Source organism: Xylanibacillus composti, from assembly GCF_018403685.1.
Classification (GTDB): domain Bacteria; phylum Bacillota; class Bacilli; order Paenibacillales; family K13; genus Xylanibacillus; species Xylanibacillus composti.
Genome location: NZ_BOVK01000025.1, coordinates 22490 through 44863 on the forward strand (window position 1 = coordinate 22490; position 22374 = coordinate 44863).

The 22374-nt window shown below is 55.4% G+C and carries 25 protein-coding genes; 6 read left to right on the forward strand and 19 right to left on the reverse strand.

Going from position 1 to position 22374, the window contains the following annotated elements; genetic code table 11:
* Positions 1–21: 21 nt before the first annotated feature.
* The 6 genes from XYCOK13_RS09915 to XYCOK13_RS09940 all read right to left on the reverse strand — a co-directional run bounded on the left by XYCOK13_RS09915 (position 22) and on the right by XYCOK13_RS09940 (position 4381).
* Positions 22–564: an NfeD family membrane protein gene (locus XYCOK13_RS09915; protein WP_213411988.1), complete on the reverse strand. Its 543-nt coding sequence runs from the start codon at positions 562–564 to the stop codon at positions 22–24.
* Between the two features lie 218 nt (positions 565–782).
* The gene (trxA, locus tag XYCOK13_RS09920; RefSeq protein WP_213411989.1) at positions 783–1100 is read right to left on the reverse strand and encodes a thioredoxin; all 318 of its coding nucleotides are present in this window, start codon (positions 1098–1100) and stop codon (positions 783–785) included.
* Between the two features lie 121 nt (positions 1101–1221).
* Positions 1222–1665: an RrF2 family transcriptional regulator gene (locus tag XYCOK13_RS09925; RefSeq protein ID WP_213411990.1), complete on the reverse strand. Its 444-nt coding sequence runs from the start codon at positions 1663–1665 to the stop codon at positions 1222–1224.
* A 143-nt stretch (positions 1666–1808) separates the two neighbouring features.
* A complete protein-coding gene (locus XYCOK13_RS09930; RefSeq protein WP_213411991.1) occupies positions 1809–2129 on the reverse strand; it encodes a hypothetical protein in 321 nt (106 codons plus the stop codon).
* 47 nt (positions 2130–2176) lie between these two features.
* A complete protein-coding gene (locus XYCOK13_RS09935) occupies positions 2177–3307 on the reverse strand; it encodes a D-alanine--D-alanine ligase (protein WP_213411992.1) in 1131 nt (376 codons plus the stop codon).
* Positions 3308–3391: 84 nt separating this feature from the next.
* Positions 3392–4381, reverse strand: coding sequence for an amidase domain-containing protein (locus XYCOK13_RS09940; protein ID WP_213411993.1), 990 nt, complete (start codon positions 4379–4381; stop codon positions 3392–3394).
* A 210-nt stretch (positions 4382–4591) separates the two neighbouring features.
* Between XYCOK13_RS09940 and acnA the strand changes: the two genes are divergently transcribed.
* Positions 4592–7309 carry an aconitate hydratase AcnA gene (acnA, locus tag XYCOK13_RS09945; protein ID WP_280520893.1) on the forward strand — a complete coding sequence of 906 codons (2718 nt, stop codon included), beginning with the start codon at positions 4592–4594 and terminating at the stop codon, positions 7307–7309.
* A gap of 97 nt (positions 7310–7406) precedes the next feature.
* Here acnA and XYCOK13_RS09950 read toward each other — a convergent pair whose 3' ends face one another.
* The 9 genes from XYCOK13_RS09950 to XYCOK13_RS09990 form a co-directional block, all read right to left on the reverse strand.
* Positions 7407–8150, reverse strand: coding sequence for an IclR family transcriptional regulator (locus XYCOK13_RS09950; protein ID WP_213411994.1), 744 nt, complete (start codon positions 8148–8150; stop codon positions 7407–7409).
* 342 nt (positions 8151–8492) lie between these two features.
* On the reverse strand, positions 8493–9086 hold the full coding sequence (gene folE / locus XYCOK13_RS09955; protein ID WP_213411995.1) for a GTP cyclohydrolase I FolE: 594 nt from the start codon (positions 9084–9086) through the stop codon (positions 8493–8495).
* A 108-nt stretch (positions 9087–9194) separates the two neighbouring features.
* Positions 9195–9413 carry a YneF family protein gene (locus XYCOK13_RS09960; RefSeq protein ID WP_213411996.1) on the reverse strand — a complete coding sequence of 73 codons (219 nt, stop codon included), beginning with the start codon at positions 9411–9413 and terminating at the stop codon, positions 9195–9197.
* Between the two features lie 117 nt (positions 9414–9530).
* Positions 9531–10556, reverse strand: a complete 1026-nt coding sequence (locus XYCOK13_RS09965; RefSeq protein ID WP_213411997.1) for an HD-GYP domain-containing protein — start codon at positions 10554–10556, stop codon at positions 9531–9533.
* Between the two features lie 106 nt (positions 10557–10662).
* Positions 10663–11841, reverse strand: coding sequence for a tRNA epoxyqueuosine(34) reductase QueG (queG, locus tag XYCOK13_RS09970; RefSeq protein WP_213411998.1), 1179 nt, complete (start codon positions 11839–11841; stop codon positions 10663–10665).
* A gap of 46 nt (positions 11842–11887) precedes the next feature.
* Positions 11888–12331 (reverse strand): ribonuclease HI, encoded by a 444-nt coding sequence (gene rnhA, locus XYCOK13_RS09975; protein ID WP_213411999.1) that lies wholly within the window; start codon positions 12329–12331, stop codon positions 11888–11890.
* Positions 12331–12897, reverse strand: a complete 567-nt coding sequence (lepB, locus tag XYCOK13_RS09980) for a signal peptidase I (RefSeq protein ID WP_213412000.1) — start codon at positions 12895–12897, stop codon at positions 12331–12333. Before lepB ends, rnhA begins: the two co-directional genes overlap by 1 nt.
* Positions 12894–13451, reverse strand: a complete 558-nt coding sequence (locus tag XYCOK13_RS09985) for a DUF402 domain-containing protein (RefSeq protein ID WP_213412001.1) — start codon at positions 13449–13451, stop codon at positions 12894–12896. Before XYCOK13_RS09985 ends, lepB begins: the two co-directional genes overlap by 4 nt.
* Positions 13452–14289: 838 nt before the next feature.
* A complete protein-coding gene (locus tag XYCOK13_RS09990) occupies positions 14290–14712 on the reverse strand; it encodes a GNAT family N-acetyltransferase (protein ID WP_213412002.1) in 423 nt (140 codons plus the stop codon).
* A 407-nt stretch (positions 14713–15119) separates the two neighbouring features.
* Here XYCOK13_RS09990 and yfhS point away from each other — a divergent pair, with 407 nt between their 5' ends.
* On the forward strand, positions 15120–15296 hold the full coding sequence (gene yfhS / locus XYCOK13_RS09995; RefSeq protein WP_213412003.1) for a mother cell protein YfhS: 177 nt from the start codon (positions 15120–15122) through the stop codon (positions 15294–15296).
* A gap of 84 nt (positions 15297–15380) precedes the next feature.
* A complete protein-coding gene (locus XYCOK13_RS10000; RefSeq protein WP_213412004.1) occupies positions 15381–15995 on the forward strand; it encodes a superoxide dismutase in 615 nt (204 codons plus the stop codon).
* 106 nt (positions 15996–16101) lie between these two features.
* Here the strand turns inward: XYCOK13_RS10000 and mutY are convergent, their stop codons facing one another.
* Together mutY and XYCOK13_RS10010 are read right to left on the reverse strand one after the other, a co-directional pair.
* On the reverse strand, positions 16102–17253 hold the full coding sequence (gene mutY / locus XYCOK13_RS10005; RefSeq protein WP_213412005.1) for an A/G-specific adenine glycosylase: 1152 nt from the start codon (positions 17251–17253) through the stop codon (positions 16102–16104).
* 32 nt (positions 17254–17285) lie between these two features.
* Positions 17286–18320: a hypothetical protein gene (locus tag XYCOK13_RS10010; protein ID WP_213412006.1), complete on the reverse strand. Its 1035-nt coding sequence runs from the start codon at positions 18318–18320 to the stop codon at positions 17286–17288.
* Between the two features lie 115 nt (positions 18321–18435).
* Between XYCOK13_RS10010 and XYCOK13_RS10015 the strand changes: the two genes are divergently transcribed.
* Entirely contained in the window at positions 18436–18780 is a 345-nt protein-coding gene (locus XYCOK13_RS10015; RefSeq protein ID WP_213412007.1) for a c-type cytochrome, read from the forward strand.
* A 44-nt stretch (positions 18781–18824) separates the two neighbouring features.
* On the opposite strand, the gene acpS is transcribed toward XYCOK13_RS10015, so the two are convergent.
* Positions 18825–19235, reverse strand: coding sequence for a holo-ACP synthase (gene acpS, locus XYCOK13_RS10020; RefSeq protein WP_213412008.1), 411 nt, complete (start codon positions 19233–19235; stop codon positions 18825–18827).
* Between the two features lie 455 nt (positions 19236–19690).
* On the opposite strand from acpS, the gene XYCOK13_RS10025 reads away from it, so the two are divergent.
* Complete coding sequence (locus XYCOK13_RS10025) at positions 19691–20911, forward strand: MFS transporter (RefSeq protein ID WP_213412009.1); 1221 nt, start codon at positions 19691–19693, stop codon at positions 20909–20911.
* Between the two features lie 125 nt (positions 20912–21036).
* Here the strand turns inward: XYCOK13_RS10025 and XYCOK13_RS10030 are convergent, their stop codons facing one another.
* Entirely contained in the window at positions 21037–22059 is a 1023-nt protein-coding gene (locus XYCOK13_RS10030) for an NADH:flavin oxidoreductase/NADH oxidase (protein WP_213412010.1), read from the reverse strand.
* Positions 22060–22205: 146 nt separating this feature from the next.
* Between XYCOK13_RS10030 and XYCOK13_RS10035 the strand changes: the two genes are divergently transcribed.
* Positions 22206–22370: a hypothetical protein gene (locus XYCOK13_RS10035; protein WP_213412011.1), complete on the forward strand. Its 165-nt coding sequence runs from the start codon at positions 22206–22208 to the stop codon at positions 22368–22370.
* The last annotated feature ends 4 nt before the right edge of the window (positions 22371–22374 follow it).

Here is a 22374-nt window from a genome sequence, read left to right on the forward strand (position 1 = left end):
TGGCGATGCCTGCCCGACGCTTCATTCCAGCTGCATCGACTGGGCAAAATCGGCAACAAGCAGAACACCATCGCGCACTTCGACGACAATCACCTTGCTGCCTGTGGCATGCTCAGTTCCGTCGAAGCCGGAAGCAATCTCGTAAACGGTGCTCGTGCCAAGCTGCACCTTCACTTCGCCAAAGCCTCCCGCAGGGATTGGAATGTTCACCTCTCCAATCTTGCCTTCCAGCTCGCTCATCGTGTACGCCAGCGAATTTTCTGCCTGCTTCATAGATCTGACGTAGGCCCAAAAGACCACTGTGGAGCTGAGTACAGCCGCAGTCAGGGAGACGACCGCCGTCTGCCATACGGCAAGGGGCGCGTACTGCGTCAAGAGCACTCCGGCACCGCCGAACACCGTCAATCCGCCCACGATGGTCATCGGATGGATGAAATCCGGGGCATCCAGCGACAAAAACTCCAGCGCTCCATCGAACCAACTGCCAATCAGGTCGCCAAGCACTACGGAAACGAGCACGAACAATACGCCGAATATCAGACATCCCCAGTACAGCTCCAGCATACGTCAAACTCCTTTCCACTCATCCTTACGCGCAAGGTGTGGGAATATATTCCTAATAAGGTATACGATCTAACTTTGTCGAAGGTTGCGAAAATTTTAACATGGATAACAGAAAAAGAGAAGTCCGTTTCCTTTACAATTCCCCTTGCGCGCGAAACGAGACAAAAAAACCCCGCTCCATCCGCAAGCGGGTGGGCGAGGGCTTTTCGCTATGCTATTCAATTGCTGTAGCGGGCGATTTTTGCTTTCAGGCTGTCCTTGCTTTGCAGGCCGACCATTTTTTCTACCGGCTGTCCGTCCTTGAACAAAATCAGGGTTGGGATGCTGGAAATGCCGAATTGGCTGGCAAGCTCGCCCTCTTCATCTACGTTCACTTTGCCGATAACGGCTTGACCCGCCAGCTCCTCGGACAATTCTTCCACAATCGGGAGCTGTACTTTGCAAGGCCCGCACCAGGGGGCCCAGAAGTCAACCAAAGCCACGCCTTCCTTGACCGTTTCCTGCAAGTTGCTTGTGTGGATAACTGTTGCTGCCATAAGGGAACCACTCCTTTATTTTTATTCGGACGGACAAATGACGCCGCCCTACATTGTGACTGTTATAGTAACAGTTAGCCCGGAAATCCGCTGCATGTTCAGTGCGTTTTTTTTGAAACAGCTATTTGGGTCTTTTCTTTGAGCCGTCTGCGGCTTTCCTGACTTGATCCAGCAAATCTGCGATCGTGACGCGATCCAGATGCTTCATCATCTGCATCTCGGTATCCCGGAACACCTCACTCATGACATCTTCCATGTGCGTGGCGACCATGCAATCCGGGTCCGCTCCGCCCGACTTCCAGCTCGGCACAACGGAGCCCATAGCCAGTATCCTGTACACGTGGGCCAAAGTAATCTCCTCCGGATCTCCCATGAGCACATATCCTCCGCCAATGCCTTCCTTCGTCGAAATCATGCCAGATTTCTTCAACCATCCCATTACCCGTCGAACCCGCGCGGAGTGCGTATTCACACTGCAAGCGATCATGTCGCTTGTCGCCATGCGGTCAGGGCGCTGGGCTAGCAGGACCAACCCATGAACGGCCACCGTAAATTCACTGTTCATGCTTTCGTTCTCCATTTCTGAAAAACCAGATGCGCGGAATAGCGTTCCTGACGTCTGCTTATCTGTGATAATACTAGTAACAGTTAGAATTGTCAAGAGAGGAGAATAACGGCTCGACGCCGCCTTCCTCACTCTCAATCCCTTCAACCCTTGTGCTCGCCAAAAAACATTTCCTCAGCCAAGGCAGTCTGAATGCGGGCTTCTTCCTCTGTCAGCTTGCGGACGAGATCCATCTCCACCTTGGTCATTTCCTCGCCCTGAAAGGTGATTTCCGCTATAGAAGCCGTGATCTTCACAATCGCAACCGCCTGATTGTCCGGCGTATAGGCAATGCACTTCTGCCCCGTCGGGTACACGCGGAAGCCGCTCTTCAGCATGGCGGTCTTCCCGTACTCGAGAAGATCGTCCAGTTCCTTCTCCGACTTGAACTTGCATACGGAATTGAATTCTGTTTCGAAACCCATGTGCGTCACCTCTGCTTCGTGCTTTGGTCTGTCACACAGCTGTCGTCTTAGATATCGAAGACATACTGGTTTTGTTGCTTCTCATTATACCGTTCCATGGCCAGACGAATCAAATCATCGAGCAGCTCCTGATAATTCTTCCCGCTCTCCTTCCAAAGCAACGGATACATGCTGTACGGGGTAAAGCCGGGCATTGTATTGATTTCATTAATCAGGAACCGGCCGTCATGCTCCCGCATAAAGAAATCGACACGCGACAAGCCGCTTCCGTCAATCGCTTCGAATGCGCGCAAGGCCAGCTCGCGCACTTCCTCCTTCCGGCCCTCGGGAATATCCGCCGGAATAACCATGGCCGACTTGCCGTCGACATACTTCGCCCGGTAATCATAGAAGTCGCTGGATGAAACAACTTCACCCGGTACAGATGCCATGGGCTCGTCATTGCCCAGAATGGCTACTTCAATTTCCCTGCCCTCAACGAGCTCTTCCACGATAATCTTGCGGTCGAAGCGCAGCGCCTCTTCAATGGCCGCAATCAGCTCCTCGCGGTTCTTGGCCTTGGAGATGCCCACGCTCGAGCCGAGATTGGCCGGCTTCACGAAGCAAGGATAGCCGAGCGTAACCTCGATTTCCGTAATATAAAAAGAGGCGTCCTTCTTCCACTGGTGACGGGTGAAGTAGCGATACATGCATTGCGCAAGTCCCGCCTCGGCGAACAGCTTCTTCATGATCACCTTATCCATGCCCGCTGCCGATGCCAGCACGCCCGCTCCCACATAAGGAATGTTGGCCATCTCCATCAAGCCCTGAATCGTGCCGTCCTCTCCGAACGTACCGTGAAGCAAAGGAAATATGACATCAATTCTCTCCCCTCCGGTAGCATCTGCCTGCGACTCTGCGAGCGACTGCGCGCCGAAAATAGGGGCGAGCGCCACTGCCGAAGAACCACCGCCCTCGCCAACGCCTTCCCCTTGCAGCAACAGCTGTTCCTTGGTCGCGATGCGTTCTGTGATCCTCTTACCGGATACCCATTCCCCTTGCTTTGTAATATAAAATGGCTTTATCTCATACTTTTCAAAGTCGAACGCCTGAATGACAGCAAGCGCCGTTTGCAAGGACACATCATGCTCGCCGGATTTGCCGCCGTACACGAGACCGACTTTAAGCTTATTGTTCATTCTACAGTCCTCCGGGTAAGTATATTTTTCCAAGAACACGACATCCTATGAAGGCATCTGTTCATGCATGTAAAGCATCCAGACTCACAAAGTGTCCGGTATATGGCAGAATACATATCGCGTTGCTTCCGACCATGCATAGGAATCGCGATAATCCCAGTAGCGGCGCCTGCTGTTGACCGTGTGCGCATTCACCAGCGGCATGCCCTGAGCATCGAACCCGGTGACGATCGTACTATGCTGAAACCGCCCATCGCCGTCCCAGTCGTAGATGATGACATCGCCCACTTCAAGCTGGGAAGCTTCCTCGACGATGTCAGCGCGCAAGCCGCTCTTCGCTGTGCCCAGATACCAGCGCAGGCTGTTGGAGACAGACCAGCTGAAGCTCCACTGGTCGCCGCTGCCGCCGGCATGCTTATACCACCAGCCAGAAGCCCTATTGCCAGTATAATTCATGGGCGCCCCGCCTGCATAGAGGCACTGGGAAACATAATTAGTGCAATCAACGTCGAATGCCCGGAATTCCGGATTATGCTGATCCCACCACAAATCTGCATATTCCAAGACCTTGCGTCGGTCGTACGGCTTGCTCCTCGTCTGAGAGGAAAGGACAGCTTGATTCAGATAAGGCGTGCTGCCCGCCTTTTCCTTGGGCTTTTGCGCTACCCCGGGAGAAGGAAGCGGAGCCCTCCGTTCCACCTCCATCGGTGTAACGCGCGCAATCTGCCAGATTCCTCCCGAGCGGGACAGCACCACCCGTTCCCGTTCAACCCGCTCATCCCGGAATCCCTGGCCGGATTGCTTGTATGTGATACAGCTGCGCAGAGCTATCTGAGCAGCCAGCCGTTCATCCTGTGCGAATATATCTTCAATACGCAGGCGCGTCTCCGCTTCCACCGGTTCAACCAGCCGCTGCTTGTCGCGCTCCGCCCTATAATGCAATCGCTTCTCCTGCTTCCGTCTGTAGACGCTGTCACCGCAGACGGCGGACAATGGCTCTGCGCGATTTTCGCACAGCATCCGATTGCGGGCCTCTGCGTAGTCCCGAAGCACTTGTTTCCATTGCTCTGCCATCCGAATCCCCCCGGTACGGCCCCGGCCCAAAAGCGCCCGGCAGCCGCAGAAGATTGACGATTTCATCTTCACTACTATATGAAGAAACAGAACCGTTCATGAGGGGAAAAAAGACCTTTACCAACCGAAGCGAAAAGAGTATACTTGTATTGCTGAGAAATATGAAATCGGGTTTCACCAGATGAAACTAAGCAAGGAGGCGGAAACATAATGAGTACAAAAGATCATTTTTCCGTACGCAAACAGCTGAATGCTGGCGGAAAAACCGTAACCTACTACTCCCTGCCGGACTTGGCGAACCAAGGGTATGAGGCCATTTCCCGTCTTCCCTTCTCGATCAAGGTGCTGTTGGAAGCAGCCGTCCGTCAATTCGACGGCAGAGCGATTACGGAAGAGCATGTGAATCAAATCGCCAACTGGGCGAACGGCGCGGGCAAGAACAAGGAAATTCCGTTTATTCCTGCGCGCATCGTGCTGCAGGACTTTACAGGCGTGCCTGTCGTTGTCGACCTGGCGGCTATGCGCGCTACAACCGAGCGTGCGGGTGGAGATCCGAAGCGCATCAACCCTCTTGTGCCTGTCGATCTCGTTATTGACCACTCTGTTATGGTCGATGCTTTCGGTTCCCCGGATGCGCTGGCTACCAATATGAATCTTGAATTCCAGCGCAACGAAGAACGCTATCGTTTCCTGCGCTGGGCGCAAACGGCATTCGATAATTTCCGTGCTGTGCCGCCGGCAACTGGTATTGTCCATCAGGTTAACCTGGAGTATCTGGCCTCCGTTGCCGCTACGAAGACAGTCGACGGCGAAACCTTCGTCTATCCGGACTCTCTCGTAGGTACAGACTCCCATACAACTATGATTAACGGTCTCGGCGTAGTCGGCTGGGGCGTCGGCGGTATTGAGGCCGAAGCGGGCATGCTTGGCCAGCCGCTTTATTTCGTCACTCCGGATGTCATTGGCTTCAAGCTGACCGGAAGCCTGGCGGAAGGCGCTACTGCGACTGACCTTGCGCTGACGGTTACCGAGATGCTCCGCAAGAAGGGCGTTGTCGGCAAGTTCGTTGAATTCTACGGCTCCGGCCTGAGCAACATCACGCTGGCAGACCGCGCAACCGTTGCCAACATGGCTCCGGAATACGGCGCGACCGTAGGCTTCTTCCCGGTCGATAACGAAACCCTGAACTATCTCCGCGGCACGAACCGCAGCGAAGAGCAGGTCGCGCTAGTGGAAGAATACTACAAGGCTCAGGGCATGTTCCGTACGGACGATACCCCGGACCCGGTATTCTCCGATACGATCGAGCTGGACCTGTCCACTGTCGTTCCGAGCCTCTCCGGCCCGAAGCGTCCGCAGGACCGCATCGAGCTGACCAATATGAAGGAAGCGTTCAACTCCATCATCCGCACCCCGATCGACAAGGGCGGATACGGCTTGAGCGAAGAGAAGATCGCCGAAAGCGTGGAAGTGAAGCATCCGAACGGCGAAACAACTAAGCTTACTACTGGCGCTGTTGTCATCGCAGCGATTACGAGCTGTACGAATACATCCAACCCGAGCGTTATGCTTGGCGCTGGTCTCGTAGCCAAGAAAGCGGTGGAGAAGGGCTTAACCAAGCCTGCTTACGTGAAGAGCAGCTTGACGCCTGGTTCCCTCGTCGTGACCGAGTACTTGAAGAAATCCGGCCTGATCGAGCCGCTTGAAGCCCTAGGCTTCCACGTTGCCGGTTACGGCTGCGCGACTTGTATCGGCAACAGCGGTCCGCTTCCGGATGAAGTCAGCCAGGCAATCGCTGACAGCGATCTGACTGTCGCTTCCGTCTTGAGCGGCAACCGGAACTTCGAAGGACGCGTCCACGCACAGGTGAAGGCGAACTATCTCGCTTCTCCTCCGCTCGTTGTAGCCTACGCGCTGGCGGGAACGGTCAACATCGATCTTGCCAACGATCCGATCGGCTATGACAAGGACAACCAGCCTGTCTATCTGAAAGACATCTGGCCGTCCTCTCAGGAAGTGCGCGACGCTATTGCTGGCGCCATGAGCCCTGAGCTGTTCGCAGACAAGTACAAGGACGTCTTCCGCGCCAACCAACGCTGGAACGAGATTCCTGTACCAGAAGGCCAGCTGTACGAGTGGGATGAGAAATCCACCTACATCCAAGAGCCTCCGTTCTTCGAAGGTCTTGGCCTGGAGCCTGGCGATATCGCAGAGATCAAGGGCGCGAAGGCGCTGGCGCTGATGGGCGACTCTGTTACAACAGACCATATCTCTCCTGCGGGCAACATCAAGGTGGACAGCCCGGCTGGCGAGTACTTGACCTCGAACGGCGTGGACAAGAAGGACTTCAACTCCTACGGCTCCCGCCGGGGCAACCATGAAGTCATGATGCGCGGCACCTTCGCCAACATCCGGATTCGCAACCAGCTTGCGCCGGGAACAGAAGGCGGCGTAACGACTTACTTGCCGACTGGCGAAGTGATGTCGATTTACGATGCATCGATGAAATATCAAGAAGCCGGCACGCCGCTAGTTGTTCTGGCCGGCAAAGAGTACGGTACAGGCAGCTCCCGCGACTGGGCAGCCAAGGGAACCTTCCTGCTCGGCGTGAAAGCCGTGATCGCGGAAAGCTTCGAACGGATTCACCGCTCGAACCTCGTCGGCATGGGCGTGCTTCCGCTGCAGTTCGCAGAGGGCACTGGCTGGAAGCAGCTTGGCATTACCGGCAAGGAAAGCTTTGACTTCCAGGGCCTGAGCAACGACATCAAGCCTGGCCAGACAATTAAAGTTACCGCTACGCGCGAAGACGGCAGCACCTTCGATTTCGATTGCGTCGTTCGTTTGGACAGCACAGTCGATATCGACTACTACCGCAATGGCGGCATCCTGCAAACGGTGCTTCGCCAAATCTTGTCCGGCGCGAAGTAAAGCATCTGCATAACAGCCGGATCGGGCGCGCGCCCGGCCCGGCATACGAAAAGGGACGATCCGTTCCCGCCATTTCCATGGCAGGGGGATCGTCCCTTTACTTTACCATCTTGCCCATGCGGACCGCAGCTTCCTTGATCACTTCCGCATGCTCCTTCATCTTGTCCACGGTCAGGCGATTGGCCGGCCCTGATACGGACAGCGCCGCAACCAGCCTGCCCGATCGATTAAGGATCGGAGCCGCTACAGCCGCCGCTCCCTGCTCCCGTTCCTCTACGCTTGTCGCAAAGCCCGAAGCGCGTATGTCGAGCAGCTGCCGCTCATAGGCATTCCTATCGATGGATTGCGGCCAGGTCGGGCTGTTGAACAGGCTCTCGCGGTCCACAGCGTCCGCATACGCCACCAGCACCTTGCTGGAGGCGCCCACATACAGCGGCAGCCGCACGCCTACTGGCGCTACCCTGCGAATGGCCTGGCTGCTCTGCACGGCCTGTATCCGAATTCGCTCATGGCCGTCCCGCACATACAGGCTGATCGTCTCGCCAATGATATCGCGCAGCCGTTCCATCTCCGGCAGCAGTACAATCGCCGGATCATCCGCCTGGGACAAATTCGCCGAGAGCTCCCACAGCCGGAAGCCGAGCCGGTATTTCTCGCTTTCTGCGTCGCGGATAACGAAACCCTTATGCTCCAAGGAAGCGAGCAGCCGGTAAGCCGTGCTCTTGTGCAGGCCTACACGCATAGCAATTTCTGTCAAAGTCAATTCATTCGCATCCGTGAAGCAAAGCAATATATCCAATGCCCGCTCAACCGCGCGGACCGTCACTTTTCCCTCTTCCACGGCAATCCCCCGTTTTCCCAGTGGCCTCCGTTCGTTTCACGTAATGAAACCGTGTTACATCTAGTATAACCAACAGAGCGGCAATCTGTCTACCTAAGCTTTCGATGTCGACGCCTGCCTGGACACAAAATTTGGTAGGCAGCCGTTCCGCGGCGGGCGGGCGTGACCTCCGCAGGCATCAGTCAGCTGCATGCGAAATGCAGGAAACTACCTGCATTTAATTCGCCCGCCTGCGAACCGGCGAACACGGCTGGTCTCAATCTCCCACAATTTCCAGCAACCCAAAAAAAAACCGCCCGGTTTCAAACCGGACGGTGTGACTCAACGCGTATCCGTGCAAGACTAGTCCTTCACCAAAGACAAAAACTCTGAGCGCAGCGCCGCATTGGAGCGAAAATGGCCCCGCACCGCAGAAGTGACGGTCTTGCTGCCTGGCTTCTTGACTCCGCGTGCGCACATGCACAGATGCTCGCCTTCGACGATGACCATCACGCCTTGCGGCTGCAGCACTTCCTCAAGAATGTCCGCGATCTCGGACGTGATGCGTTCTTGTACCTGCAAACGGCGGGTCACCGCATCTACGAGCCTAGCAAATTTGCTGAGTCCCGCGATCTTGCCGCTTGGCAAATACCCGATATGCACCTTGCCGAAGAACGGCGCCATATGATGCTCGCATTGGCTGTAGTAGACAATGTCCTTAACGATAACAAGCTCCTCGTGCTGCTCATCGAACGTAACGCCGAGCGCATCGCGCGGATCTACCTCATAGCCCGCAAAAATCTCCTCGTACATCCGCGTCACTCTGGCCGGCGTTTCGAGCAGCCCTTCCCGGTCGACATCTTCTCCGATCAGCCGGAGAATTTCCCTAACGTGGCCTTCTATCAATTCCCGATTGCCGGTAACTTTGCTGTTCTTGTAATCTTTGATCCCCGCCATTTCTCTTCCCTCCTGTTCTCCTCTTCCGCATCAAGCTGTCTCTCTTATTCTCGTTATCTTGACGTCTGCCTGTACGCACAATATGGCAGTCCAACTAACCTGGAACACTTATCTGCGGGGAAACTTCTGATGCTTCATAGCCTGCTGCATTTTATTTAATTGCTGCTTGTTTACGTTATAGCCCATTTGGCGAGCCATCTGCTGCAGCATTTTCGGATCGCTTTGCATCTTCTCAATTTGCTTGCGCAAATACATCGTGCCGATAAAAAAACCGGCGACCGCTCCTACTATAAGCGTAATGACAGAAACAATAACTGTGGTCCACATGCTCTTCACTCCATTTCACAAATCAACTGGTCGGCTGGTCCTAAACATCATAGCATGTTCAATAAGGGGATTCAATCCCATAACCGCTGCCAAAACTGGCGCCGTATACGCCCCCTGTCAGGACAGAACCCCTTCGATGAAGACAGTAGGCTGCTTGGCAAGATCCACTTCCTTCACCTCCATCGACTCATCCCGGTCCTGCTTCACTACCCGAATGACCGGCCTGCCGGGAAGGCCTCTGTGCTGGCCTACTACTACGCCGGTTTCCTTCGTGGATAGGCGAACTGAAATTCCTGTCGGATAGATGGAGACAATGCGCAAAAACTCAATCAACACATCCCGATCCAGCTTCGTTCCCGATAATGCCATTAATCGTTCGCATGCTTCATGCGGCATAAGGGGCCTGCCATTCTGCTCCTCGAACAGCAAATTGTCGTACATGTTGGCAACAGCGACAATTTTCGCGTACAGATGAATTTCGCCTTCCTCCAGCCCGCGAGGCGAGCCGCTCCCATCGAGCGCCTCATGATGCTGCAGGGCAATATGGGCGACAACCAGGCTCTGCTCCCGCTTAATGATATCGAAGCCTCGCCAGGTATGGTGGTTGCGCGTACTCGGATCATCGTGTTCCGGCTGTATCCCGACCTTGCCGACATCGTGCAGCAGCGCCCCGATAGCAAGCTCCTTCAGCTGTTGGGCGTTCAGCCCCAGATTCATTCCTGTCATCACGGACATCATGCATACATTCAGCGCGTGCAGATACTGCCGATTGTCTTCCGTTCGAATATCGCTCAACTGGACCAGTACATCCTGGTTTGCCATGATTTCCTCGAGCAGCCCGTCAATGCCGACACTCAGGCTGCGATCGCTGAACGATTTGCCCGATCGGATCGAATCGAACATTTCCCCAAGCTTTTTCGTCATTTTCCGCTTTGTCTCCTCGGAAATGACCTCCTCGATTTCCACGTCCGCATACTGTTCATCCTTAATATAGAGCATCTCTACGCCAATCCTTCGCAGCGTATTGATCATATAGACGGTAAGCTCAATATTTTCCGATAACAGTACATTTCCATTTGCCGAAAAGATCGAGCGTCCCAAAATCTGACCCGGTTCAATATCCTCCACATGAACGTATCTCATGTCAACCCTCTCTTTTCCAGGCTAACGCCTTTTCGCTATTTGCCACATATCCGCCACAGAAAAATCATGTCTCCCTCTACCGCATAAAAACTCCAACATCAGAAGCTTACTTCAGAGCCCCTTCCCCGGTCTTCTGCGCCGCCATGCTGGCAAGCGCCCGCTGAATGGCTGCACGCACTTCCGGCTCCTGTTCCTTGCCGGCCGCTTCGTTCAGTGCCGTTTCCGCCTCGGTGCCGCCAATCTGGCCTAGCGCCCATGCGCTTGTTTCACGCAGCACCGGACGCTCGTCCTTCTGCAGGATGCGGATGAGTTCCGGAATGGCGGTACGGTCCTTGAAGTTGCCCAACGCAATCACCGCATTGCGCTGAATCGGCTTCTTGCCCCGCCATGCGGCGGCGCTTGTCCCGAAACGCTCTTTGAATTCGCGATTGCTCAGCGTGAGCAACGGCTTGAGCAGCGGCTTCGCAATGTCAGGATCGGGTCTAAGCTCCTCATGATGATCCCAATGCTTCCCTTTGTTATGCGGACATACAATCTGGCACGTATCGCAGCCATAGAGGCGATTGCCGATCTTCTTCTTCATCTCGTCGCTGACGGACTCCTTCGTCTGCGTCAAGAAGGAGACACAGCTTCCTGCATGCAGCTGTCCGGGGCCGACCAATGCGCCAGTCGGACAGGCGTCAATGCAAAGGGTACAGTCGCCGCACTGCTCGGTCACCGGCGTGTCCGGCGGAAAGGGGAGATTGGTGATCAACTCCCCCAAATACACCCATGATCCGAACTCCGGGGTAATGACCGCGCAATTTTTCCCGGTCCAGCCAATGCCCGCCCGTTCCGCAACGGCCCGGTCGACGAGTGCGCCCGTATCGACCATGGACACCGTTCGCGCCTCGGGAATGCGATCCTGGATCCAAGCCTCCAGCTTGGTCAGGCGGTCGCGCAGCACCTTGTGATAGTCCTCCCCCCAGGCCGAACGCGAAAGGATGCCGCGGTAGGCGCCTGGCTCTGAGCGGGGAGGGTTTTTCATCTTGGACGGATAGGCCACCGCAATAGACAAAATCGACCTCGGGTCCTCATGGCTCAACTCCGGTCTCGTTCGCTTCTCCAGATCCGGCTCCTCGAAGCCCGACTCTCTCCCCAATTCCCGATGCCGCTCCAGTATGCCCTTCAGCGTCGTGAACGGTTCCGCCGAAGCAAATCCGAGCTTGTCTATGCCAAGCTCCGGCGCTTTCGCCCGCAGCTCCTCCTTTAACGCCTGCCAATCCCGGCTTTGCCATTCCGCCATGACTCCCCCTCCTTTCACTCGTCATTTCTTCTCTGCGGCTGTCTGATCAGGAATGGGCCAATTGCTTGTATGCTCTAACGGCAAGCTCGTCACATCGGTTGTTCCAGGGGTTGTCACTGTGTCCTTTGACCTTAATATACTCGACTTGATGGGGTTTCATTGCCTCCAGCAGCGCTTTCCACAGATCTTGATTTTCCACGGGCTGGTTCTTGCTGTTCTTCCATCCCCGCTTCTCCCAATTCACATGCCACTTCTGCTGAAAACAATTCACCACATAGGCGGAATCGCTGTAAACCTTAACGCGGCAAGGCTCCTTCAGACGGGACAGCGCCTCGACCACCGCCCGAATTTCCATCCGGTTGTTCGTCGTATGCTTCTCTGCGCCGGAAAGCTCCTTCTGATGCTCTCCATACATAAGAATAGCGCCCCACCCTCCGGGACCGGGGTTTCCGGAGCAGGCGCCGTCTGTATAGATCGTCACTTCTTTCATTAGAGGCCTCCTATATGTGTGATCGGCCACACGATAAACTCCGCTCTGCCAATGATGCTCTTTTTCTGTACAGAACCGAAAATCCGGCTGTCCAAGCTGCCGCTCCGATGCCGGTTGTCTCCCATAACAAAGTATTCTCCTTCCGGCACTACGGTTTTCGCTACATCCCCGTCTTCAATCATGGTGTCAACATACGATTCATAATACACCTCATCATTGACATAAAGTCGTCCATCCTTCACTTCAATCGTATCGCCCGGCACGCCAATCACTCGTTTGACCAGCAGCAGGTCGCTGTTTTCCCGCGGATCCTTCAGCACCACGATGTCGCCGCGGTCGGGCTCGCTCCAATAATACAGGGCGCGATTGACGAACAGCCGCTCCTCATTTTGCAGCGTAGGCTCCATCGATTGCCCTTCTACTATAGACAGGCTGAACACGAATTGATGGACAAACATCACAATCAGCAAAGCTGCTACGATCGATTTGCCCCAATCCCACAGCTCGCGCATCAGCTTCGAGCCGGGGTCTGGCAATCCTCTTTTTTCTTTCACTTGTTCATTCATTCCGGCACCTCTGGGAAATAAGTTCGCCACACCCGATAGTACTCCTGCAAGCGATTGTCGCCAAACGGTGGATTCCCCGAAGCGATATGGGCACGGAGCGCCTGCAATCCGCTCTGCACCTTGTCTTCCACCGTCGATGAATAATGATATTGTCTCTTGTGAATCTCATATTCATGCTCATCCAGCAGCTGTGTTTCGCCACTCGGCCAGACAACCACATCCAAATCATAATCAATGTAGGTCATCGTATGGTTCGCTTGGTCGTGATAAGGCGGTGAAGCGATATTGCAATAATACCGCACGCCGCCCTCTTCAAGCAGCGCTACAATATTGTACCAGCATTGCGGGATAAAAAATGAAATTCCCGGAACCCGGCTCGTCCACTCCTTGCCGTCCGCCTCAATGATGCGGGTGTGGCAGTTAATGAACACATACATGTCCCGGTACTCGGGATCCAGCATTTCCGGTGGAATGCGCCAATTCACGAGCCAGGTGCGGTGCAGATGCCCGTCGTGTTTGAAGCTTTTGATTTGATAAGACGTGTAAGGTCTCATGACGCTTTCCTTTCCCAAACTTGGCTTATTAATAGAAAAGCATATCTTCCCGCCGATTGCAACGGCAAAAAGATATGCAATGCGCCCGCGAAAGTGAAGCGCTGCCTCGCAGTCATTCCGGTACTTCCGCGGGGCCCGACAGAAACCCTTGCACCCAAAAAAGTGAAGCAAAGCGCTGCAGCGTATGCCGAATCCTTTTTCGGGGCCCGAGGCCATCATACCCGCGAAGTGAAGCTTTGCGGAGAGACTTTTATTGGCGTATGAGCAGCTAAACCTTGCCCAATGCAACTAATGGTACTCCTACTATTTATTAATGGTAGTAAACTCAATCATTGTCGAGGTTTTTGCTCTCATTCAGCTAGTTTATAACCTAATTACCATTAATAATCACGTCAGCTTCCTCTAATAATAGTAAAAGGGTAATAAAGCTGACGTCTCACACTCGAATCCCCCGAAACAGTAACTTTCCTACCATAAATTTATAGTAGTAGGTAATGAACTCGCCCGGAGTCACCGCTCCCCTTCTATCAACCGAGCTGACCAGACACCCGGCAATTGCGGAACAATGCGGCAGCAATCGGAATAACAGCCCGGCATGATGCCTCGTGTCTCCTAAGCGGCATGGCAGGCCAGGAAGAAAAAAATAGCGTCGACTTTTGACCGCTCATTCCCTGCCCGCCCGGTCACGCATACTTTCGACGAATAGCTGAACGCTATTTGCCGAAATGCATGTCAACACGCAGTAATAAGATCCAAAAGCAACGCTATCGATATTCATGCGAAATGCCAAATTCCGTGCAAGGCAACAAGCCGGCAAGAAACGCTCAACCTTGGTTACCTACCCGTTCACAATCGTCAATTTCTCAAAGCTGTGGAAGAAATCCCGCGCGCGATATCCCAAGGACTCGTACCAAGGGAGAATCATCTCGTTATGCTTGTCCATGCTGATCATAATGCGGCTGACTTGTCTCTTCTCAAATCTGTCTCTCATAGCGGTGGTCAGCTTGGTGCCAATACCCATGCGCTGATAATCCGGATGTACCGCTACCCGGTAATAATAACCGCGGCCTTCATCGATGGTGCCAATCATGACGCCTACTACCTGATCGTCCTGAACAGCTACCATAATCAATTCGCTGTCCCAATACAACTGCCGTCCAAGAGCAGCCATCGTGTCTTCACAACATTCCTCGGACAAAACTTCATTCAACAATGCTGAAACAGGTGCGTAGTCAGATAATTGAAATGCGCGAACGAACATCTGGTTTCCCCCGTGACTATTGAATTCGGTTTCTCTATTATACGACAATTCGATGACAAATTCCTATAAAAATCTTAAAAAATCCTTCATATTCTCTCATTTTCTCTTGAAAACGCTTAAATTTAAGCGCTTACATTCCAGCATCATGAAATCACCCAATTTCTAGCGCCCAAAATCCCCCAAAAACCAGTCTATTTCCCATGCGCGGGCTTCCATTTGCCTCTCTGCCTTGTCAACTCATGTATATTTTTGTCCCTTCATCGCATACTAATGACGTTTGCCAACCAGCCTCATCCGAGCAGCGGCCGGCAACTAGACGCGGCTGCATGGTGTCACCTCGGGACTGATGCCTGCCATGGAACCTGGTAAGTACAAGCATCCTGGATCAAATGAAAGGAGGGGGGACCATGACCCAAGGCCGCAGCATGCAAGAACTGCAGACAGTCAGCCTGCAAGAATGGGAAAGAGAAGAGCTGGCTCGCCAGCACGAAATTTTCAGCGACTTGTCCCCTTGGCTGAACGCTCAAGGGAACGCTATTCACCACCAAATTATTGAAGAAATCGAGCGGCGGGGCGGGATCTGATTTTCTATACATAAAAGTTGATTTATTACCGAAAATCGTGGATAATAATTGGTGAACAATTTTCCAAGGGAGGTTTTTCTTCAAATGGCATATCAATTACCTGCACTGCCTTACCCGAACAACGCATTGGAGCCGCACATCGACGAGCAAACGATGATGATCCACCATGATCGTCACCATCAAACGTACGTGAACAACCTGAACGCTGCACTGGAAGGACATGACGATCTCGCAGCGAAGGATATCAACGATCTGATCGCAGATCTGAACAGCGTACCGGAAGCGATCCGCACCGCTGTCCGCAACAACGGCGGCGGCCATGCCAACCACTCCCTCTTCTGGGAAATCATCGGCCCTAACGGCGGTGGCCAACCAGTTGGCGCGCTTGCTGAAGCCATCAATAACGAGCTTGGCGGCTTTGACAAGTTCAAGGAAGATTTCGCTAAAGCCGGCGCTACCCGTTTCGGCAGCGGCTGGGCTTGGCTGTCCGTTGACAAGAACGGCAAGCTGGTTGTAAGCAGCACTCCTAACCAAGACAGCCCGGTCATGGAAGGCTTGACGCCTATCATCGGCCTTGACGTATGGGAGCATGCATACTACTTGAAGTATCAAAACAAGCGTCCGGATTACATTGCGGCTTTCTGGAACGTGGTTAACTGGGAAGCAGCGAACCAGCGTTACGAAGCAGCTACGAAGTAATCTCAGGCGGCACACCCTAACACATAACGAGAGGCTGTCGGCGAAGCGTGTAGACCACGCTGCGCTGACAGCCTCTTTTTACATGAAATGGAGTGAAGCTTTCGTCTTAATTTGGCTCTAGTACTGAGCGAAAGGCCTGGCAGGATAAAAGCTTGTGGAAAATTTTTGGCAACGCCAGTTGTTCGAGCTCATCCGGTGTGACCCATCGATAGGAATCCGGCAACGCCGCCCCTTCAATTACCGCCATAGAACAGAGGTACACTTCCATATGCCAGTGAATGTGGCTGAAAATATGGTCAGCCTGGGTCACTATGCCGGATGGGGCAAGCTCCGGCAGCCCCTCCTCTTCGAGAGCCGCACAGAGCGCCCAGCCTGCTGCCGAAGCATTAGCGTCACCCACAGCTGGCTGCAGGTCCGCAGGCGCCAGCACATGCGGCAGCTCCCACATTTGCGCCAGCAGCCCGGTATCCGGGCGACGCCGGATCAAGATGCGGCCGGCTTGCTCGCCCCGGCCGCGGATCAGCGCGGCCAGACGGCGCTCGTCACGGGGCGGCTTCGCCTTCGTCTTCAGCGGCAGCGTTTCTTCCTCCCCTGCCAACCGTCCGGCGCAATGCTCCATCACTGGGCAAACCAGACAGTGCGGAGAACGCGGCGTACATATTGTTGCCCCCAGTTCCATCAATGCCTGATTGAAATCACCCGCCGCTTCTTGCGGAATGACGGTGCGCAGCAGCCGCTCCATATGTTTGCGGGTTGCCGGCTTGGCGATATCGTCCCGAAGCAGAAAAAACCGCGACAGCACCCGCATCACATTCCCGTCTACTGCAGGCTCGGGCTTGCCATACGCAATGCTAAGGATTGCCCCGGCCGTATAGGGGCCCACTCCCTTCAGCGCCGCAATGTCCTTCGGCTCATCCGGGACTACGCCGCCATAGTCGCTCTGCACCTCGCGAACGGCGGCCTGCAGGTTGCGCGCGCGCGAATAATAGCCGAGACCCTCCCAAAGCTTCAAGACATCTTCCTCGGGCGCTTCCGCGAGCGCTTCTAATGTAGGGAAGCGCTCCATGAATCTCTCGTAATAAGGAATGACGGTCTCCACGCGTGTCTGCTGCAGCATGATTTCCGATACCCATATCTTGTACGGGTCCTTGGTTCGCCGCCAGGGCAAGTCCCGCTGATGGGCGCGGAACCATTCCACCAGTCGCCCGGCAAAGTATTCGCGCTTCGACTGCTCTACCGTATCGTCTTGCTTCTTCATCGTCCTGTTCCTTCCTTCCCAAGCGTGCTAGTTCACAAGATAGCGGCAATCGCTACTCCCGCAAAAAGAAAGCCTAACGCCAGCAGACTGAAACGAAGACTCCCCGGGAGCCGCATGCCTTCGGCTGTTGAACGGCTGCGGAGGAGACGGCCGATCCAGCCAAGCAGCAAGGCAGCGATTCCTGCAGCGGCGATGCGCCAAGCCCATGCCTCTGCCAATACAACCGTCTCGCGCAGCCACTTCTCTGCTATATACGCCGCACTGTGGAACAACGGCTGCATGCCCGCGGCGGGCTCTGTAGCCAGTGCGCCCGCCAACGTCTGGCGGATCAGCTCTGTACTTCCGCGCTCTGCACCTGCCTGGAGCGCAACCATCGCCAGAGCAGCTGCCAGCAATCCCCCTCCGATCCAGCCGAGCGACACATGCGGTCTTTCATGCAAAGCAAAACCAGTCGCCAACCATACGATGCTCATCGCGGTCAGCCACTTCACGATCTGTTCCGCACGCGCATAAGCGGCGCGCCATTCGGCAAGCTCGGCCCGATCGAGCCCCAGCACCGTCATCATATCTACACGCTCAGGCACAGCCAGCTCCCAGCCCAAACTTTGGAGCATATGATAAGGGATCACTCTCGTCACTTCCGCCGTAAGCTTGTCCTTCAACTCCGAAACATCGAGCGGGGGCAAAGTCTCGCGCTTCCCCTCGATTACGTCCCACACGCCTGCCTGCAGCCTGTCCAGCTGCCCAGCCATCCACTGGTCTGAGATATAATCGGCTATCACCCGCTCCAAATGCCGCTCAAGCGGCGCCCCCAATCGGCCAAGCTCCTCCAGCCTGTCCAGTTCCGCCAGCTCCCAAATGTAAGCGCGCGCGTAAGCGGCTGCGGCTGCCGGCATGCCGCTCTCCTGCAGCTCGTCCGACCAGCTGTGCGCGCCCAGTACAACCGTATACAAGGAATGCCCCCATACTGCTGTTAATATGAAAATGACTAAGACAAGCGCCCATGCCAACCTGCCTGCCTGCATCACAACGCCCGGCAACCTGCCAGCGTTTTGACTTTTGTTCATCGCATAGCCTCCAAATCGACACATCTCCTTTGGACTTGCGCACACAGATCAAGTATGATGGAAGCAAATATCCAATGCGCTCCTTTATCCCGATAGTGAAAGCGAGGAATGAATCATGCGATCAGCAACACGTCTTTGGCTTGCCGCCGCGGCCGTTTCGCTCGCCCTGCTCAGCGGGTGCGGCAATGCGGATTCGGGCGGCTATACGGTGGCGGATGACAAAGATGCCTTTCCCCAGGCCGTAACCTTGTACCAGGCCAGCTGCCTGGCCTGTCACGGCAACGACTTGCAAGGCCGCATGAACCCGCAATCGAACCTCAGCCAAGTCGGCGCCCGCTATGACAAGGACGCCATTATCGGCATCGTGCGAGAAGGCCGGGACCTGATGCCCTCCTTCAAGGATGTGCTCAGCGAAGAGGATTTCCAGGCCTTGGCCGAATGGCTGGCCACAAAAAAATAGCAGCAGCCTCCAACGGAAGCTTCTGCTCTTCAGCACACAGCATCCTACAATGCAGGCGCGTCCACTTGCTCGACCACAGCCATCGCCGACGCTACCTGATCCGTATGGGAAATGCTGACATGCACCCGGACGCGCTCAGGGTCCAGCCCCAGCCTTTCCCAAGCGCCTGCGGACAGGCGGCAAATCGGCCGCCCGCTTTCGTCCGCCACCACCTCGATGTCCTGCAAGCCCGTCACCGCACCGATCCCTGTTCCCAATGCCTTTACAACGGCTTCTTTGGCCGCGAATCGCCCAGCCACAAATTCATGCTTCCGGGCACCGCGCGCTTCCAGCAGCTTGCGCTCCTCCTCTGTCAAAACCCGGTTTACGAACCGGGCAGCAACGCCGCCCCCGCTTTGCAGCAGCTTGGCCACGCGTCCGATTTCGGTCAAGTCCGTACCGATTCCGATGATCATCCGCTCACGCTTCCTTTGCATGATAACCTGTCTATTCTCTCTATTAGTGTACATGAAATCAAGCAACAATTCATCATGGTTTCCTCTAACCGTCTTTTTTTCTTGAGCTTGAGCAAAGGAGGTCGAACGAGGCAGATCGAACGAAACAGGTTGAACGCGGCAGGTTGAACAAAGCAGCCGATCGGCCGCCCCGCCTGGAGGAACAATCACAATCTGTTCGCGCAATAACATAACCTGCCTATCCGGCAAACATTCCTCGCTGAAAGGCAGGTTTTGCGGCAGCCTTTTGTTGGCATTGCAAGCTTTCTCCTTCCAATTGGGGGGTGAAATTTACGCGATTGCCTATTCCCTCTTCTGCTTGAAGGCAAAATCCGATACACTGAAACGAAGCACAGCCAGAACCTACCCGGCTGCTGCCAGGCAGACATTATTGGGAAAAGGAGAGTAGCACCAAGATGAGCATAGACGCGCAAACCGATTCCTTTCGCGCCACGCCCCGCATTCATGCCGTTTTCATGATCGTGACGCTTTGTTACTGGGCTTCCTTATATACGTACGTTCCTATTCTGGCACCTTATGTGGAAACATTAGGCGCATCTTATACCTTGGTCGGCATGGTGCTGGGCAGCTATGGACTTGTCCAAATATTGGTCCGGCTGCCGCTCGGCATCGGTTCGGACCGCATGAAAAAACGCAAGCCGTTCATCCTGCTCGGCATGCTCACCGGCGCGCTAAGCTGCCTGCTGTTCGCCGTGACCGACCACATCGGCGGCGCGTTAACCGCAAGGGCGATCGCCGGCGTTTCGGCGTCCACTTGGGTAGCCTTTACCGTGCTGTATGCCGCTTACTTCGGCAAACATGAAACGAGCCGCGCGATGGGCATCATCAGCTTTGCCACGGCGGCGGGACAGCTAGTCGGCATGGGCGCGAGCGGCATCCTGGCGGAACGGTTCGGCGACAAGGCAACCTTCTGGGCCGGCGGCGCCATCGGCTTGATCGGGATGCTGGTCGCCTTCGCCGTCACCGAGCCGAAGGGCGGCATCGACCGCACGCCGATTCGGGCTCGCGATCTGGCGCAGGTCGTCAAGGAGCCTACGGTTATCCGCGCCTCCGTGCTGTCGATTCTGGCGCACAGTGTGCTGTTCATCACCATGTTCGGCTTCACGCCTTCCTACGCTCTGGAAATCGGGGCCAGCAAGGAGCATCTCACGTGGCTGTCCGTCGCGTTCATGGTCCCGCATGCGGTGCTCGCCTACATTACCGGCCGCTACCTGGCGCCGAAATTCGGCATTTGGCAGGTGATCGCGTTCGGCTTCGTCAGCAGCTCCATCTGCACGCTGCTCATCCCGCTGACGCCTTCCTTCCCTTGGCTGACGGCTACACAGGCGTTGAACGGGGCGGCGCAAGGGCTGCACTTGCCGCTGCTGCTGACGCTCGCCATTCAGGATATCGCCTCGGAGAAGCGCGCCACGGCGATGGGCTTCTATCAGGCCGTGTATGCCATCGGCATGTTCTTCGGCCCGTTCCTCGCCGGCAGTCTGAACCAACTGGCCGGACTGTCGGGCGGCTTCGTCTTCGGCGGCGCTTTGGCGCTGGCAGCTGCGGCCATGACGCTGCTGTGGAAGAAGCGCCAGCCGGCGGCGAGCCTGGAGACGGGCAACGTCCATCGCGGATAGCGGCTTGGCTTTGACCAGCTGCGCAAAAAAAATAACGTCTACCCTTTTCTCGATGGGTGGACGTTTTTTTTTGTGCTATCGCTAACGGAAATCTTCGGCTCTATGCGCCCTAGCCCTAAGGCGGCTTACCAGCCTTCGCCTGCGTAAGGGCGAATCAGCTCCGCTTGATCACCCAGGTCGCGCAGGGCATGCATCGCCCAATACGGGTCCTGCAGCATGGCTCTTCCGACCGCAACCAGATCCGCATCGCCGCTGGCAACAACGGTCTCCGCCAGCTTCGGCTCATCAATCAAGCCCACGGCAATAACCGGCACACCCAGCGCATGCTTGATCTCGCGCGCGAACGGGACTTGGTAGCCCGGATAGTTGCCCGGCTTGCGCTTGCCCGGCAATCCTTCGCCTCCCGTACTGATATGGAATACGTCTACACCCGCATCCCGATATTTCGCGCATATCTCCAGTATATGGCCGAGATCGTAGCCACCGTCGGCATATTCAATGGCTGACACCCGCATCAATAGCGGCATGTCGACCGGCATGACCTCGCGGGCCGCTCGGATCACTTCTACCCCGAACCGCGCCAAATCCTGTCCGTACTCATCCTCGCGGCGATTGGTGAGGCGAGAATGGAACTGGTGGATCAAGTATCCGTGCGCGCCGTGAAGCTCCACGGTATCGACGCCAGCCTCGACAGCCCGCCGTACGCCATCCCGGAACTTCTTCACCATCGCCTTCGTCTCTTCGAGAGTCAGCGCTCTGGCCGGATGAGGGCTGTCCAACGGCGGCAAATCCGAGGGCGCTACCGGGGTCAGCGCATGCTGCGCCTTGCGGCCGGCATGTCCGATCTGGATGCCGACCTTGGCCCCGTACTTCTGCGCCTCCTTCACGATTCGCGCAAAAGCCGGCACATGCGCATCCGACCAGATCCCCAGATCGTAATCCGTAATGCGCCCGTCCGGCTCCACATCCGTCATCTCGATAATGATCAGCCCCGTGCCTCCCGCTGCCCGCGACACATAATGCACATAGTGCCATTCATTCGGCGTGCCGTCCTTGGCCAATACGGAAAACTGGCACATCGGCGGCATCACGATTCTATTTTTCAACTCCATGCCCTTGACCACAAACGGTTCGTTCAAATGCGCCATGCTGCTATCACTCCACTCTGTTGATTTCTGCTGTCATGCTTCCCCGGAATCCTTCACAAGACTCCATGCGCAGACCATTATACGCCCGCTGCCGCAAAAACAAAATGAGTGACCTTCGCGTAAGTAAGTTACCTGCGGGTTACCGGATGCAAATCGGTCAAGGGCCGCCGGCAGAGGGCACCTGTCAAGAAGCCGCACGGCTGCCGGCCATCATCCCTGCTGTGCCTCTCAAGGAGCGGCTGCAAGGGACCGCGGACGCCGATGGACGCATGCCCGTCAAGCTTAACGGCTTTCGTGCGTGCAGCAGCTGAACTT

Coding starts and splice junctions, on each gene's coding strand:
- XYCOK13_RS10000 (WP_213412004.1), top strand. CDS start 15,381: ATGGCATATCAATTACCTGCACTGCCTTACCCGAACAACGCATTGGAG.
- XYCOK13_RS10010 (WP_213412006.1), bottom strand. CDS start 18,320: ATGAACAAAAGTCAAAACGCTGGCAGGTTGCCGGGCGTTGTGATGCAG.
- trxA (WP_213411989.1), bottom strand. CDS start 1,100: ATGGCAGCAACAGTTATCCACACAAGCAACTTGCAGGAAACGGTCAAG.
- XYCOK13_RS10035 (WP_213412011.1), top strand. CDS start 22,206: ATGCAAATCGGTCAAGGGCCGCCGGCAGAGGGCACCTGTCAAGAAGCC.
- acnA (WP_280520893.1), top strand. CDS start 4,592: ATGAGTACAAAAGATCATTTTTCCGTACGCAAACAGCTGAATGCTGGC.
- XYCOK13_RS09935 (WP_213411992.1), bottom strand. CDS start 3,307: ATGAACAATAAGCTTAAAGTCGGTCTCGTGTACGGCGGCAAATCCGGC.
- XYCOK13_RS09915 (WP_213411988.1), bottom strand. CDS start 564: ATGCTGGAGCTGTACTGGGGATGTCTGATATTCGGCGTATTGTTCGTG.
- XYCOK13_RS09930 (WP_213411991.1), bottom strand. CDS start 2,129: ATGGGTTTCGAAACAGAATTCAATTCCGTATGCAAGTTCAAGTCGGAG.
- rnhA (WP_213411999.1), bottom strand. CDS start 12,331: ATGAAAGAAGTGACGATCTATACAGACGGCGCCTGCTCCGGAAACCCC.
- XYCOK13_RS09990 (WP_213412002.1), bottom strand. CDS start 14,712: ATGTTCGTTCGCGCATTTCAATTATCTGACTACGCACCTGTTTCAGCA.
- queG (WP_213411998.1), bottom strand. CDS start 11,841: ATGGCGGAATGGCAAAGCCGGGATTGGCAGGCGTTAAAGGAGGAGCTG.
- XYCOK13_RS09925 (WP_213411990.1), bottom strand. CDS start 1,665: ATGAACAGTGAATTTACGGTGGCCGTTCATGGGTTGGTCCTGCTAGCC.
- mutY (WP_213412005.1), bottom strand. CDS start 17,253: ATGAAGAAGCAAGACGATACGGTAGAGCAGTCGAAGCGCGAATACTTT.
- XYCOK13_RS10025 (WP_213412009.1), top strand. CDS start 19,691: ATGAGCATAGACGCGCAAACCGATTCCTTTCGCGCCACGCCCCGCATT.
- XYCOK13_RS10030 (WP_213412010.1), bottom strand. CDS start 22,059: ATGGCGCATTTGAACGAACCGTTTGTGGTCAAGGGCATGGAGTTGAAA.
- lepB (WP_213412000.1), bottom strand. CDS start 12,897: ATGAATGAACAAGTGAAAGAAAAAAGAGGATTGCCAGACCCCGGCTCG.
- folE (WP_213411995.1), bottom strand. CDS start 9,086: ATGGCGGGGATCAAAGATTACAAGAACAGCAAAGTTACCGGCAATCGG.
- XYCOK13_RS09960 (WP_213411996.1), bottom strand. CDS start 9,413: ATGTGGACCACAGTTATTGTTTCTGTCATTACGCTTATAGTAGGAGCG.
- XYCOK13_RS09965 (WP_213411997.1), bottom strand. CDS start 10,556: ATGAGATACGTTCATGTGGAGGATATTGAACCGGGTCAGATTTTGGGA.
- XYCOK13_RS10015 (WP_213412007.1), top strand. CDS start 18,436: ATGCGATCAGCAACACGTCTTTGGCTTGCCGCCGCGGCCGTTTCGCTC.
- XYCOK13_RS09940 (WP_213411993.1), bottom strand. CDS start 4,381: ATGGCAGAGCAATGGAAACAAGTGCTTCGGGACTACGCAGAGGCCCGC.
- yfhS (WP_213412003.1), top strand. CDS start 15,120: ATGACCCAAGGCCGCAGCATGCAAGAACTGCAGACAGTCAGCCTGCAA.
- XYCOK13_RS09985 (WP_213412001.1), bottom strand. CDS start 13,451: ATGAGACCTTACACGTCTTATCAAATCAAAAGCTTCAAACACGACGGG.
- acpS (WP_213412008.1), bottom strand. CDS start 19,235: ATGATCATCGGAATCGGTACGGACTTGACCGAAATCGGACGCGTGGCC.